Origin of the sequence: Streptomyces reniochalinae, from assembly GCF_003323735.1 — a bacterium.
GTDB lineage: Bacteria > Actinomycetota > Actinomycetes > Streptomycetales > Streptomycetaceae > Streptomyces > Streptomyces reniochalinae.
Genome location: NZ_QOIM01000032.1, coordinates 219,451 through 233,698, shown reverse-complemented (window position 1 = coordinate 233,698; position 14,248 = coordinate 219,451). Strand labels below are relative to the sequence as shown.

The following is a 14,248-nucleotide window of genomic DNA, read 5'->3' as shown; positions in this document are numbered from 1 at the left end:
CTATGACGGAGGGGCGGGGTGGAATGGCGACGGGCTACGCCGAACTGCTGCGGGCCAGGCACGCGGTGCGCCTGCTGGCGGGAACGCTGGTGGGCAGGCTGCCGAATGCGACGGGCCCTATCGCCATCGCGCTCTTCGTCCGCGCGGAGGGCGGCAGTATGACGCTCGCCGGGGCGCTCTCCGCGTTCTACGGGCTCGCCACGGCGTTCGGCCAGCCGATGCTGGGCCGCCTGGTGGACCTGTTCGGGCAGCCCAGGGTGATGCTGCCCGCCGCGGTGCTCTCCGCGGCGGGCGCCGGGACGCTCGCCCTCACGGGGGTCGGCCTGCCGCCGCTCGCCTGCGGATGCGTGCTGGTGTTCGGACTGTTCACGCCTCCGCTCGAGGGCGGCCTGCGGGCGCTGTGGCCCAGCGTGCTGCGCCGCCAGGAACAGGTCCACACGGCCTACGCGCTCGACGCCGTCGCCCAGGAGGTGATGTTCGCGGCGGGACCGCTGCTGGTGACGCTGCTGGTCGCAGGGTGGAGCGAGGCGGCCGCGCTGCTGGTGGTCAACGCGCTGGGGGTGCTGGGCGCCCTCTCGGTCGTCCTCTCGCCCCCGTCCCGCCGCTGGCGGTCGGCGCCCCGTACCCCGCACTGGCTGGGCGCGCTGCGCTCGCCGGGGCTGAAGGTGATGCTGGCGTCGTTCTTCTTCGTCGGCCTGGCGCTGGGCACGTTCGCGCTGGCCGCCGTCTCCTACGCGGACGACCACGGCGACCCGCTCATCTCGACGTACCTGCTGGCGGCCCAGGGCGCGGGCGCGCTGGTGGGTGGTGTCGCCTACGGGGGTCGCGGCTGGCCGGGCACCCACGAGGGCCGGCTGCTGGCGCTGGTGGGCCTGTTCGCGGCGGGCAATCTGCCGCTGGCCCTGGTGCCCGGCGTACCGCCGATGGTGGCGCTGGGCGCCCTTTCGGGATGTTTCCTGGCTCCGGCGCTGGCGTGCGCGTTCGTGGTCGTGGACCGGCACGCGCCGTCCGGCACGGTGACCGAGGCGTTCTCGTGGCTGGTGACGACGTTCGGCGTGGGTGCCGCCGCGGGCACCGCCGTGGTGGGCACGGTCCTCGAGTCGGCCGGCACGGGGGCCGGGTTCGCCCTGGCGGGGGCCGGGGGACTGGCCGCGCTGGGCGTCATGCTGGCGGGGCGCGGGGCGCTGCGCCTGACGGAGGGTGACGCCCGCCGTGTGGCGGCCGGCGCTCCGGCCCGGCCGCCGGGCGGGGAAACTCCGCCGCCCGAGGCGGAAACCCGAGCCCCAGGTGCGCAAACAGATCGGAACGGTGACCCGGAACCCGGTTTCAGATCGTCTCTGTAGGCGTAATGTTCAGTCATGGACCGCCGAATCTTCGGGCTGGAGAACGAGTACGGCGTCACATGTACGTTCCGGGGGCAGCGGCGGCTGTCCCCCGACGAGGTGGCGCGGTACCTCTTCCGCCGTGTGGTGTCATGGGGCCGCAGCAGCAACGTGTTTCTGCGGAACGGCGCGCGCCTCTATCTGGACGTGGGCTCGCACCCGGAGTACGCGACACCCGAGTGCGACAGCGTGACCGAGCTGGTCACCCACGACAAGTCGGGGGAACGCATCCTCGAAGGCCTCCTGGTCGACGCCGAACGCCGTCTGCACGAGGAGGGCATCGCGGGCGACGTCTATCTCTTCAAGAACAACACCGACTCGGCGGGCAACTCCTACGGCTGCCATGAGAACTACCTGGTGGCCAGGCACGGGGAGTTCTCCCGGCTGGCGGACGTCCTGATCCCGTTCCTGGTGACGCGGCAGCTGGTGTGCGGCGCCGGCAAGGTGTTGCAGACCCCGCGGGGCGCCGTCTACTGCGTCAGCCAGCGCGCCGAGCACATCTGGGAGGGCGTCAGCTCGGCGACGACGCGCTCGAGGCCCATCATCAACACCCGTGACGAGCCGCACGCCGACGCCGAGCGCTACCGCAGGCTGCACGTCATCGTGGGCGACTCGAACATGTCCGAGACGACGATGCTGCTCAAGGTCGGCGCCACCGACCTGGTGCTGCGCATGATCGAGGCGGGCACCGTGATGCGGGACCTGACGCTGGAGAACCCGATCCGGGCGATCCGCGAGGTCAGCCACGACATCACGGGCCAGCGCAAGGTTCGGCTGGCCAGCGGCCGGGAGGCCTCGGCGCTGGAGGTGCAGCAGGAGTACTTCGACAAGGCGCTGGACTTCTGCGACCGGCGCGGTATCCGCACGGGCCGGGTCGAGCAGGTGCTGGAGCTGTGGGGCCGGGCTCTGGAGGCGGTCCGCACCCAGGAGCTCGACAAGATCAACACCGAGATCGACTGGGTGATGAAGTACCAGCTCATCGAGCGGTACCGGAACAAGAACAACATCACGATGTCGCACCCGAGGATCGCGCAGATAGACCTCGCCTACCACGACATCCACCGCCGCAGAGGGCTGTACTACCTGCTGGAGCGCAGCGGCAAGGCGACCAGGATCTGCAACGACGTGAAGATCTTCGAGGGCAAGTCGGTGCCGCCGCAGACGACGCGCGCCCGGCTGCGCGGCGACTTCATCCGGCGGGCCCAGGAGCAGCGCCGCGACTTCACGGTGGACTGGGTGCATCTGAAGCTGAACGACCAGGCACAGCGCACGGTGCTGTGCAAGGACCCGTTCAGGTCGGTGGACGAGCGGGTGGAGAAGCTCATCGCGGGCATGTGACGTGAGCATGCGCGCCGAGGGCGCTGGCGTCGCGCATGCCACCTGAGTGTGACGGACGTCTCCTCGCGTGCGCTCCGTGGGGCGCGCGGCCTGGCACGGCCGCGCGCTCGCGCGCAGGTGGAGGGCGGATCGGGTCTCTTCCGAGCGTCCTGAGGCGCTCCCGGTCAGCCTGGCGTTGACAGGTGGCGGGAGTGTGCCGTGTCGTCGGCGGTGGCGGCCTCGTTGCCGGGTCGTAGGCTGAGGCACCGTACGCACACCCCTGAACCCGCGAGTGGAATACATGTTGCATTTTGCCGGGGGCTCGAACCCCCGTACCCCCCGAGCCTCCCGGGCCCTTTCGAGGAAGGGCACGCGCCGCATCGCCGCGCTCGTGGCCGTACCGTTGCTCGCCGTCTCGGTGGCGGCCTGCTCAGACGACGACGGGTCCGACTCCAAGCCCCCGTCCGTCAGCGGGTCGTGGGGCAAGAAACCCAAGATCGACAAGGGGGCCGGCGACCCGCCGTCCGACCTGAAGACGCAGGTGCTCAAGAGCGGCGACGGGCAGAAGGTCCGCAAGGGCGACGCGGTCAGCGCGCACTACGTGGGCCAGCTGTGGAACGGCAAGGAGTTCGACAGCAGCTGGAAGCGCAAGGCCCCCGCCACCTTCCAGATCGGCACGGGCAAGGTCATCAAGGGCTGGGACGAGGCGCTGGTCGGCAAGAAGATCGGCAGCCGGGTCGAGATCGTCGCCCCGCCGAACAAGGGCTACGGCAAGAAGGGCCAGCCGCCCACGATCCCCGGCAACTCCACGCTGGTCTTCGTCGTGGACCTGGAGAAGATCGCGCCGAATAAGATCGACGGCAAGCCCGTGGACAAGCCCCAGAACTCGCAGCTGCCCAAGGTCAGCACGAAGGTCGACAAGGACAAGGCGCCGTCGATCGAGATGCCCAAGGGCAAGGACGAGGCCCCGGACGAGCTGATCAGCGAGACCGTCGTCAAGGGCGACGGCAAGAAGTCGGTCGACGAGAAGAGCACCATCCTCACCCACTTCACGGCCAAGGCGTGGAAGGGCGGCAAGCAGCTCGACGACACCTGGGCACAGGGCGGCGCGCCGCAGGAGATCCCGGTCGCGCAGATCCCCGGCTGGGGCAAGGGCCTCAAGGGCGCCAAGGCGGGCAGCCGCGTGGTGGTCTCGGTGCCGCAGAGCGAGTTCCCCAAGGAACAGCGCAAGCAGTTCAAGGACGGTGTCGTCTTCTCGGTCGACATCCTCGAGGTGAAGTGACCGCCTCAGGTGAAGTGACCGCCTCGCCGTGAGGTGACCGCTCGCACCGGTCCGGCCGGTCTGCGCGACGCGGCCACGTCCGTGGCAGACTGGCGCGGTTGTCCCGCAGATTCGTTCGTAGGAGCAATTTCGTGAGCATCGACAAGCCCGAGGTCGATTTCCCCGAGGGCGCCCCGCCCGCCGACCTGGAGATCCAGGACCTGTGGGAGGGCGAAGGAGCCGAGGCCAAGGCCGGCGACAACGTCTCCGTGCACTACGTGGGCGTCTCCTTCTCCTCGGGTGAGGAGTTCGACGCCAGCTGGAACCGCGGCAAGCCGCTCCAGTTCCAGCTCGGCGCAGGCCAGGTCATCGAGGGGTGGGACAAGGGCGTCCAGGGCATGAAGGTCGGCGGTCGCCGTCGGCTGACGATCCCCGCCCACCTCGCCTACGGTGACACCGGCGCGGGTGGCGGGCGGATCAAGCCGGGCGAGACGCTGATCTTCGTCTGCGACCTCATCGCCGTCTGACAGCAGAGAAACACCAGGGAAGCGGCGGTCGGAAACGGGCGTCGCTACCACACGGGCCGGGAGTCCCGCACCTCGCGGGGCTCCCGGCTTTTGTCGACGGCCGCGCCGACGGTACGGTCAAGGGTCCAGAAGAGCATGAGAGAGGGCACGAGGGTACCCATGGCGATTGCCAAGGCCGAGCGGCTGATGAATCTGGCGCTGTGCCTGCTGGGGGCCCGCCGCCCGCTCACCAAACGGGAGCTGCGCGCCTCCATCGAGGCCTATGTCGAGGCCTTCGGCTCGGGAGAGGCCGGTGCGGCCTCGGGCGGTGAGGGCGCCACCGGCTCCGCCGAGTCCTTCAGCCGCATGTTCGAACGGGACAAGGACGACCTGCGTGAGCTGGGCCTGGTCATCGACACCGTCGAGAACGTGGACGGGGAGACCGCCTACGTCGCCCGCCGCGACAGCAACCGCCTTCCGCCGCTGGCCCTGGACGCCGCCGAGGCCACCGCGCTGGGGCTCGCCGCCCGCGTCTGGCAGCAGGCCCGCCTCGCGGCCGCGGCCAGCGGGGCCTTGCAAAAGCTGCACGCCGCGGGCGGTATGCCGCCCGGGGCCATCCCCGAGCAGGGCGGGGAGCGCCAGCTCGGCACGCTGGAGCCGCACATCCCCGCGCGGGAGGCCGCGTTCGAGCCGCTCATGCTCGCCTGCCGCGACCGCCGCCCCGTCGTGTTCGACTACCGCAAGTCCAACGCCGCCCGCTCCGAACGGCGCCAGGTCGAGCCCTGGACGCTGGAGTGCTGGCGCGGGCACTGGTATCTCGCGGGCTGGGACCGGGGCCGGCAGGACGAGCGGGTCTTCCGCCTCTCCCGGATCACCGGCCCCGTCCGCTCGCGGACCGGCGCCTTCTCCGCTGCCGTACCCGATCAGGTGACGGTGCGGGAGACGGTGGAGCGCTGGGCGGGTGAGGGAGCCACCAGCACCGCCCGCATCAAGCTGAGGGAGGGCGCGGGCTACCCGCTGCGCGCCCGGGCGCTCGCCACCCGGAAACTCGGATCCGGGTGGGACGAGTTGGAGATTCCGTACGGGCACGGGCTGGACGCCTGGCTGGTGGAGTTCGGCCCCGACGTCGTCGTGCTGGAACCCGCCGAGCTGCGTGCCGACGTCATCGACCGGCTGCGCGCCGTCGCCAAGGGCTGAGGGGAGGAGAGCCGCATGGCTGTGAACGCGATCGATCAGACCCGCAGGATGCTCTCGCTGGTCACCTACCTCAAGGACCGTCCGGGGGCCAGGGTCGAGGAGGTCGCACGCGCGTTCGGCATCAGCGCCGACGAGCTGATCTCCGATCTGAACGTGCTGCCCATGTGCGGTACGAGCTTCCGCGGCGGGGACCTGCTGGAGATCGACACCGATGGCGAGCGCATCTGGTGGCGCAACTCCGACGCGCTGGGTGCCGACACCGCCCAGCCGCTGCGGCTGGCCGCGGACGAGGCCACCGCGCTGCTGGTCGCGGCCCGCGCCGTGGCCACCCTCCCGGGGCTGCGCGAGAGCGACCGTGACGCGCTCCAGCGGGCCACCGCCAAACTGGAGTCGGCCGCGGGGGAGACCGCGGGCGCCAGCGCCCGGCTGTCGGTCACCTTCGAGTCGGAGGGCGGCGTCTTCGCCGACGTCGACCGGGCCATCGCCGAGCGCCGCAGGCTGTGGATCAAGTACTACTCGCCGGCCAGGGACGAGCTGACCGAGCGCGAGGTCGACCCGATCCGCCTCTTCGCCGTCGGCCACACCTACGTCGAGGCCTGGTGCCGCCTCTCCGAGGCGCGGCGCACCTTCCGGCTCGACCGGGTCGCCGAGATCGAACTGCTGGACGAGCGGGCCGATCCGCCGCCGATAGAGCCCCGCGACCTGAGCGCCGGGCTCGTGCAGCCCGCAGCCACCGATCCGGAGGTCGTCGTCGAGGTGGGGCCCGGCGGGCGCTGGGTCGCCGAGTACTACCCGTACGACAGCGCGGAGGAACTGCCCGACGGTGGTCTGCGCATCACCCTGCGCACGCCGGATCCCGCCTCCCTGCGCCGCCTGGCCCTGAGGCTGGGGCGCGACGGGCGCATCACGGCCCCGGCGGACCTGGCCGCGAGCGCCCGGGAGGCCGCCGGGAAGGCACTGGCCGCGTACGACGCGTAGGCCGTGGTGTGGGCCCCGCTCCCGGGTCGCCGGCCCGCGGAGGGGCGGCTGCCGGGAGGCGGAAGCGGTGATTCGGCAGGCCCTCGGTGACGGCCTAAGCTGGCGGGCATGCTCTGGCCGATGTTCTTCCTGGCGCTCGCGTTCTGCGGGATCGCCGTCCTCGGAGTCCTCGCCGTCCGTGTGGGACTGGAGGTGCGGCGCTTCTCGCGAGCCGTCGGTGACAGCTCGGAGCGGATCACACGAGCGGCTCAGAATCTGGAGCGCGCGGCGCTTCCGCTGGCGGCGCGCGGTGGCCGCGGGCCGGGCACGGGCGGCGCCGAGGACCCGGAGGGAAGGTAGCCGCAGGGGCCGCGAGACGTCGCGGACATCGCCGTCGTACAGGCGGTCTCCAGGTGAGCGCGGAGGAGCGGTAGGCTGCCTGATGTCGCGTCGATGCGGCCTGGAGCGCGCAATCGGGTCGATGCACGGGGATTGCCCGGTGTTCACTCCGCAGGGTTACGATCGATTCGGCACGTCAGCACGATGCAGCCAGTCCGATTCATCCGGCAGGTACAGCAACCCGCCGCCCGGCGAGAAGGTAGTGGCACATGATCGCAGGTTTGAAGCCCATGGAGATCGTTCTGATCCTCCTTGTCATCCTGCTGCTGTTCGGCGCCAAGAAGCTCCCGGACATGGCCCGTTCGCTCGGCAAGTCGGCCCGCATCCTCAAGAGCGAAGCCAAGCAGATGAAGAAGGAAGGCTCCTCCTCCGACAGCGACACGGAAAAGCGTGGCGACGCGAGCCAGTCGACGGCGAAGACCATCCAGGCGGCGCCGGGCGACGTGGCGACCTCGCGCCCCGTCTCGGAGCCGGCCGACCAGGCCAAGCAGAGCTGAGCGGCCAGGCGCGCCGACCGTCTTCCCGTCCGTCGCCCGGTGCCGGCCGAGCGGCGGCGGAGCACGCTTATCCGACACTTCGAGACTGAGGACCAGGGTTGCTCAAGTCCGCCCGTAAGCAGGGTCAACAGCAGAAGGATCCCGAGGGGCGCATGCCGCTCGCGGACCACCTGCGGGAGTTGCGCAACCGTCTCATGAAGTCGGTGCTGGCCATCCTCGTCGTCACGATCGTGGCGATGATCTACTACAAGCAGATCGCCGACTTCCTGATGAACCCGGTGCGCGAGTCGGTCGGGTGCAGCAAGGGTTTCGGAGAGGCCGCCAAGGAGGGCGAGACCTGCGCCGAAATCACCATCAACGGCCTGATCGCCCCCTTCACGATCATGCTGAAGGTGGCGCTGACCGCGGGCGTCGTCGTCGCCTCGCCCATCTGGCTCCACCAGCTGTGGGGCTTTCTCGCCCCCGGGCTGCACAAGCACGAGAAGCGCTACGCGCGCTCCTTCGTGGGCGCCGGCGTGCCGCTGTTCGTGGCCGGGGCCTACCTCGCCTACCTGATCCTGCCGAAGGCCGCCGAGACGCTGCTGGACTTCAGCCCCGAGGGTGCGGGCAACCTCATCCCGCTCGACGACTTCCTCAACATCGTCACCCGTCTGGTGATCGTTTTCGGGCTCGCCTTCGAGCTGCCGCTGCTGCTCGTCCTGCTGAACTTCGGCGGTGTGCTGACCGGCAAGCGGCTCCTGGGCTGGTGGCGCGGCATGGTCATCGGGATCACCGTCTTCTCCGCCGTCGCCACCCCCACGGGCGACCCGCTGACGATGCTGGCGCTCGCCGCGCCGATCGTGGCGCTGTACTTCAGCGCGGTCGGCATCTGCCTGTTCAACGACCGCAGGCGCAAGCGCGACAACCCCTACGCCGGTCTCGACGACGACGAGGCCGCCCCGCTCGACCACGCCCCGGAGACCGTCGGCGCCTCCGACGGCCTGCCCGCGCCCCGCACGGGTGCCGAACCCGACACCGGCGGGGACACGGGTCACGGCGACGGACCCCGGCGCGGCGGCTACGACGACATCACCTGAGCGACCACCGACCGCCGGTGACCGGGACGGTACGGCTGCCGATCGCCCGTGACCGGCGCGGCGGGGCCGCCGTCCGCCTGTGACCCGGGCGGCACCGCCGACCGTCCGCGGGCGGTCCTCGGCCGGGCGCCGCTCCCTCCACCGGTCGCGCGCCCCGGCCCGGCTCGGCCCACGTGCCATCAGCCGGTAAAGATCGTGAGTTGTGTCGGGGGCGGCCGGTAGGCTCGTACATACGATGACCGAGGATCTGTCCCCAGCAGAGCGGTACGCGGCGGCGCGCGAGCGAGCCGCGGAGCAGGCCACCGCTCTCGCCCCCTTCCGTGACATGTACGACTTCGATCTGGACCCCTTCCAGATAGAGGCGTGCCAAGCCCTCGAAGCAGGAAAGGGGGTGCTGGTCGCCGCGCCGACCGGTTCAGGCAAGACCATCGTGGGCGAGTTCGCCGTCCACCTGGCCCTCACCGAGGGCCGCAAGTGCTTCTACACGACGCCCATCAAGGCGCTGTCGAACCAGAAGTACAACGACCTGGCCAAGCGGTACGGCTCCGACAAGGTCGGCCTGCTGACCGGTGACAACAGCGTCAACTCCGAGGCGCCCGTCGTCGTGATGACGACCGAGGTGCTGCGGAACATGCTGTACGCGGGCTCCAAGTCGCTGCTGGGCCTCGGCCACGTCGTCATGGACGAGGTCCACTACCTCTCCGACCGCTTCCGCGGCGCCGTGTGGGAAGAGGTGATCATCCACCTCCCGGCGTCGGTGACCCTGGTGTCGCTGTCGGCGACGGTCTCCAACGCGGAGGAGTTCGGTGACTGGCTGGACACCGTGCGCGGCGACACCCAGGTGATCGTCTCCGAGGAGCGCCCGGTGCCGCTGTGGCAGCACGTGCTGGCCGGACGGCGGATGTACGACCTGTTCGAGGAGTCGCGGGACAAGCGCGAGGTCAACCCCGACCTGGTGCGCATGGCCCGGATGGAGAACAGCCGCCTGCCCCGCGACCGCCGCAGAGGGCGGCCCCAGCGGGAGGCCGACCGCGAGCGGGAGCGCCGCCAGCGCGCCAGGATCTGGACGCCGAGCCGCCCCGAGGTCATCGACCGGCTCGACGCGGAGGGGCTGCTCCCCGCCATCACCTTCATCTTCAGCCGCGCGGGCTGCGAGGCCGCCGTCCAGCAGTGCCTGTACTCGGGGCTGCGGCTGAACGACAACGCGGCCCGAGCGAGGGTCCGCGAGCTCGTCGAGGAGCGCACCAGCGACATCCCCGACAAGGACCTGCACGTTCTGGGCTACTTCGAGTGGCTGGAGGGCCTGGAGAGGGGCATCGCCGCGCACCACGCGGGCATGCTGCCCACCTTCAAGGAGGTCGTCGAGGAGCTGTTCGTCCGCGGGCTGGTCAAGGCGGTCTTCGCCACCGAGACGCTGGCGCTGGGCATCAACATGCCGGCGCGTTCGGTGGTGCTGGAGAAGCTGGTCAAGTGGAACGGCGAACAGCACGCCGACATCACCCCGGGCGAGTACACGCAGCTGACGGGGCGCGCGGGCCGGCGCGGCATCGACATCGAGGGCCACGCCGTGGTGCTGTGGCAGCGCGGCATGGACCCGGGCGCGCTCGCGGGTCTGGCCGGGGCGCGGACGTATCCGCTGCGGTCCTCCTTCAAGCCGTCGTACAACATGGCGGTCAACCTCGTCTCGCTGTTCGGCAGGCACCGCTCGCGTGAGCTGCTGGAGACGTCGTTCGCCCAGTTCCAGGCCGACCGCTCGGTCGTCGGCATCTCCCGGCAGGTGCAGAAGAACGAGGAGGGCCTGGCGGGCTACCGCGCCTCCATGACCTGCCACCTGGGCGACTTCGAGGAGTACGCGGGGCTGCGCAGGCAGCTCAAGGACCGCGAGACGGAGCTGGCCAAGCAGGGCGCCAACCAGCGCCGCGCGCAGGCCGCCACCGCGCTGGAGCGGCTCAAGCCGGGTGACGTCATCCACGTGCCCACCGGCAAGTTCGCGGGGCTCGCCCTCGTGCTGGACCCGGGGGTGGGCGGCGGCCGCGGCTCGGGGCACCGCAGGGGCTACGACGGCGGTGCCGGCAGCGAGGGGCCCCGCCCGCTGGTGCTGACGGCGCAGCGGCAGGTCAAGCGGCTGGGTCCGATCGACTTCCCGGTCCCTGTCGAGCCGCTGGAGCGGATGCGGATTCCCAAGTCGTTCAACGCGCGCAGCCCCCAGTCGCGGCGGGATCTGGCCTCGGCGCTGCGCACGAAGGCGGGCCACCACGTGCCCGAGCGGCACCGCAAGCAGCGTTCGGCCGCCGCCGACGACCCCGAGATCGAGCGGCTGCGCAAGGCCATCCGCCAGCACCCCTGCCACGGGTGCGACGAGCGCGAGGACCACGCCCGATGGGCCGAGCGCTATCAGCGGCTCAGGCGCGACACCCGCCAGCTGGAGCGGCGCATCGAAGGGCGCACGAACACCATCGCGCGCACCTTCGACCGGGTCTACTCCCTGCTCTCCGAGCTCGGCTACCTCTCGGGAGATCACGTCACCGACGACGGGCGGGTGCTGGCCCGGCTCTACGGCGAGCTGGACCTGCTGGCTTCCGAGTGCCTGCGCGAGGGCGTGTGGGAGGGGCTGCCGCCCGCGGAGCTGGCCGCCTGCGTGTCCGCTCTGGTCTTCGAGGCGCGCAACGGGGACGACGCGCTGCCGCCCAAGATGCCCGGTGGCCGGGCCCGCGCCGCGCTGGGTGAGATGGTGCGCATCTGGGGGCGGCTGGACGCGCTGGAGGAGGACCACCGCCTCAGCGCCGCCGAGGGCGTCGGCCAGCGCGAACCCGACCTCGGTTTCGCCTGGGCCGCGTACCGCTGGGCGGAGGGCCAGGGGCTGGACGAGGTGCTGCGCGAGGCCGACATGCCCGCGGGTGACTTCGTGCGCTGGTGCAAGCAGGTCATCGACGTCCTCGGGCAACTGGCCGCAGCGGCGCCGGCGTCGGGCACCGTGGCCAGGAACGCCCGCAAGGCGATCGACGGCATGCTGCGGGGCGTGGTGGCCTACTCCAGCGTCGGCTGAGCCCCGCCCGCGCTGTCTCGGGCGGGCCGCGAGCCCCGAAGGGGGGCGCGGGGAACGGCGCGACAAACCACGTCCCACCCGCGCACTGCACATGACGAGCAGGGGCAGCCCCTCGTCAGCACGCTCCGCGGGAGCCCCTGAGGCAACGCCGGCCGACGCGCGGCTCGCCGCAGCGAGCGGTCGCCAACCAGGTGGGGGCGCAGCCGGACCGGACCCGTCCGTCCGCCCCGGGATGCCGGGGTCCGGCCCCCGGACCCCGAAGCCCGCGCCCGAAGGGGCGCGGGGAACGGCGCGACCAGCCACCCCACCTGCGGACCGCGCGCGACGAGTGGCGGGACCCCCTCACAGCACGCTCTTGCCAGAGCACCACTCCGTCGGAGCGCCCGAGGCTCCGACGGTCACGCGGCGGAGGTCTGGCCCTCCTGCTCGGCCTCGACCTGGGCGTTCCACTCGCGCTTGGACGCCTGCCAGCCGTCCTCGTCCGCGCCGAGGCGCCAGTACCCGGAGATGGAAAGCTGCTCCCTGGCGATGCCGCGCTCGAGGCGCAGGTGGCCGCGGAGTTCCTTGACGAACCCCGCCTCGCCGTGGACGAAGGCGAGCACGCGTCCCTCGGGGAAGTCCAGTTCCCGTACGGCGGTGACGAGGCGTTCGCCGACCGGCGCCGCGCCCCGGTGCAGCCAGACGATCTCGGCGCCGGGCGGCGCGGCGAGTGGCTGTTCCTCCTCGGCCCCGGCGACCTCGATGAACGCCCGGACGGGCGCCCCCTCGGGCACCCGGGCCAGCGAGGCGGCGATGGCGGGCAGCGCGCTCTCGTCGCCGACGAGCAGGTGCCAGTCGGCGTCGGGGCTGGGGGAGTAGGCGCCGCCGGGGCCGAGGAAGTACACCTCGTCGCCGACGCCGGCGGACCGTGCCCAGGGGCCTGCGAGGCCCTCGTCCCCGTGGACGACGAAGTCGATCGTCAGCTCGCCGGTGGCCGGATCCCAGGCGCGCACGGTGTAGGTGCGCATGGCGGGCCACTGGTCGCGCGGCAGCTCGGCGCGGATGCGCTCGATGTCGAACGGCTGCGGGTAGTCGACCCCGGGCGCGGGAAAGAGCAGTTTGACGTAGTGGTCGGTGTGCTCGCCCGCGGGGAAGCCCGTCAGGCCGTCGCCTGAGAGGACGACCCGCACCATGTGCGGGGTCAGCTGTTCGGTGCGGGCCACGCGGGCGTGGTGGAGCTGCGGCTTCCGGCGGGCCGGGCGGGCTGGACTGGCCTGGCGGTCTGGCACGGGGCCTCCATGGACGGATGCGGGCACGGGCAGAGGGCACAAACGGAGAGACCGTAACTTAGGTATGCCTAACTTAACAGACGCGTGCCCGCATGATCATCGAAGGTCCACGGTGGGGGATCAGCCCGCGAGCGTGGTCAGCAGCCGTCGCAGCGATCCGCCGAGCCCCCACCGCTCGGCCAGCTCCGCGAGACGGTCCTGCTCGCGCGCGGTCCGGGGCAGTGCGAGGTCGGCGTCGGGGAGCTCCACGTCCCTGGCGACCCGCACCACGGCGGGTGCGACGTCCAGGTAGGCGGCGGCCTCCTTGAGTTTGGTGCGCTGCGCCGGGGTGATCCGGGAGACGGGGTCCGCCGCGGCTGCCCGGATGCCGTCGAGGTCGCCGTACTGGTCCAGCAGCTTCGAGGCGGTCTTCTCGCCGATGCCGCGCACGCCGGGCAGGCCGTCGCTGGGGTCGCCGCGCAGTACCGCCAGATCCGCGTAGCCGGCACCGTCGACCCCGTACTTGGTCGCCAGCGCCGAGCCGTCGTAGACGTCGAGGCTGCCGACGCCCTTGACCGGGTAGAGCACGCGGACCGCGCGCGCGTCGTCGACGAGCTGGAAGAGGTCGCGGTCGCCGGTGACGATGTCGACGGGGCCCGTGGCCCGGGTCGCCAGCGTGCCGATCACGTCGTCGGCCTCGTACCCCGCGGCTCCGAGGCGGGCGATCCCCACGGCGTCCAGCACCTGCTCGATCACCGGCACCTGGGGGCCGAGGGTGTCGGGTGTCTCCTCCTCGTCAGGGCCGCCCTCGATCTCCTCGGCGACGCGGTGGGCCTTGTAGGAGGGGATCAGGTCCACCCGCCACTGGGGGCGCCAGTCGGCGTCCATGCAGGCCACCAGCGCGTCGGGCCGGTGGTCGTGGACGAGCCTGGCGATGAAGTCGAGCAGGCCGCGCACGGCGTTGACGGGGGTGCCGTCCGGGGCGCGGACGCTGTCGGGGACGCCGAAGTAGGCGCGGAAGTAGAGCGAGGCGGTGTCCAGGAGCATCAGCCGGGGGCCGCCGGGCCCTTCGGGGGTCTTCGGTGCGTTTGCCGTGTTCGCCGGAGTGATGGTCACGGCCCGATGATGCCGCATGGGTCGGACAGCGCGTGCGCGGCGCGGAAGGGCCCTCGTGGGGCGCGTGGGACGTGGGCGGAGGCGGTGCGTCCATTTTTGCCGGTATGAAGCGCGTCACTACCGGTTTGGAAGTTGAACTTTCGAGCAGGAGCACCCTGGCAAGGCCTTCGTGTAAAGTGCATCTTTCCGGTATGCACCGTTTGCAGCGATTTACCGCTCGAACCGAAGCGTGGGGGTGTGCCGGTAC

12 protein-coding genes are annotated in these 14,248 nt (G+C 71.5%); 10 read left to right on the top strand and 2 right to left on the bottom strand.

Annotated elements, in window-relative coordinates; translation table 11 throughout:
• The first annotated feature begins 23 nt into the window (after positions 1-23).
• From DQ392_RS13285 to DQ392_RS13240, 10 genes are all read left to right on the top strand, one after another.
• Complete coding sequence (locus DQ392_RS13285; RefSeq protein ID WP_114015776.1) at positions 24-1,343, top strand: MFS transporter; 1,320 nt, start codon at positions 24-26, stop codon at positions 1,341-1,343.
• 15 nt (positions 1,344-1,358) lie between these two features.
• Positions 1,359-2,720 (top strand): Pup--protein ligase, encoded by a 1,362-nt coding sequence (gene pafA / locus DQ392_RS13280; protein ID WP_114015775.1) that lies wholly within the window; start codon positions 1,359-1,361, stop codon positions 2,718-2,720.
• A gap of 370 nt (positions 2,721-3,090) precedes the next feature.
• On the top strand, positions 3,091-3,981 hold the full coding sequence (locus DQ392_RS13275) for an FKBP-type peptidyl-prolyl cis-trans isomerase (RefSeq protein ID WP_245981417.1): 891 nt from the start codon (positions 3,091-3,093) through the stop codon (positions 3,979-3,981).
• A gap of 131 nt (positions 3,982-4,112) precedes the next feature.
• Positions 4,113-4,487, top strand: a complete 375-nt coding sequence (locus DQ392_RS13270; RefSeq protein ID WP_114015773.1) for an FKBP-type peptidyl-prolyl cis-trans isomerase — start codon at positions 4,113-4,115, stop codon at positions 4,485-4,487.
• 159 nt (positions 4,488-4,646) lie between these two features.
• A complete protein-coding gene (locus DQ392_RS13265; protein WP_114015772.1) occupies positions 4,647-5,663 on the top strand; it encodes a helix-turn-helix transcriptional regulator in 1,017 nt (338 codons plus the stop codon).
• Between the two features lie 15 nt (positions 5,664-5,678).
• On the top strand, positions 5,679-6,641 hold the full coding sequence (locus tag DQ392_RS13260; RefSeq protein ID WP_114015771.1) for a helix-turn-helix transcriptional regulator: 963 nt from the start codon (positions 5,679-5,681) through the stop codon (positions 6,639-6,641).
• Between the two features lie 108 nt (positions 6,642-6,749).
• Positions 6,750-6,980 (top strand): hypothetical protein, encoded by a 231-nt coding sequence (locus DQ392_RS13255; protein ID WP_114015770.1) that lies wholly within the window; start codon positions 6,750-6,752, stop codon positions 6,978-6,980.
• A 248-nt stretch (positions 6,981-7,228) separates the two neighbouring features.
• Positions 7,229-7,516 carry a Sec-independent protein translocase subunit TatA gene (tatA, locus tag DQ392_RS13250; protein ID WP_114015769.1) on the top strand — a complete coding sequence of 96 codons (288 nt, stop codon included), beginning with the start codon at positions 7,229-7,231 and terminating at the stop codon, positions 7,514-7,516.
• 98 nt (positions 7,517-7,614) lie between these two features.
• Positions 7,615-8,592 (top strand): twin-arginine translocase subunit TatC, encoded by a 978-nt coding sequence (gene tatC, locus DQ392_RS13245; protein WP_114015768.1) that lies wholly within the window; start codon positions 7,615-7,617, stop codon positions 8,590-8,592.
• A 235-nt stretch (positions 8,593-8,827) separates the two neighbouring features.
• The gene (locus tag DQ392_RS13240; RefSeq protein ID WP_114015767.1) at positions 8,828-11,638 is read left to right on the top strand and encodes a DEAD/DEAH box helicase; all 2,811 of its coding nucleotides are present in this window, start codon (positions 8,828-8,830) and stop codon (positions 11,636-11,638) included.
• 398 nt (positions 11,639-12,036) lie between these two features.
• Here the strand turns inward: DQ392_RS13240 and DQ392_RS13235 are convergent, their stop codons facing one another.
• Positions 12,037-12,906, bottom strand: coding sequence for a siderophore-interacting protein (locus DQ392_RS13235; protein WP_114015766.1), 870 nt, complete (start codon positions 12,904-12,906; stop codon positions 12,037-12,039).
• Between the two features lie 120 nt (positions 12,907-13,026).
• Positions 13,027-13,932 carry a 5'-3' exonuclease gene (locus tag DQ392_RS13230; protein WP_114015817.1) on the bottom strand — a complete coding sequence of 302 codons (906 nt, stop codon included), beginning with the start codon at positions 13,930-13,932 and terminating at the stop codon, positions 13,027-13,029.
• Positions 13,933-14,248: the final 316 nt, after the last annotated feature.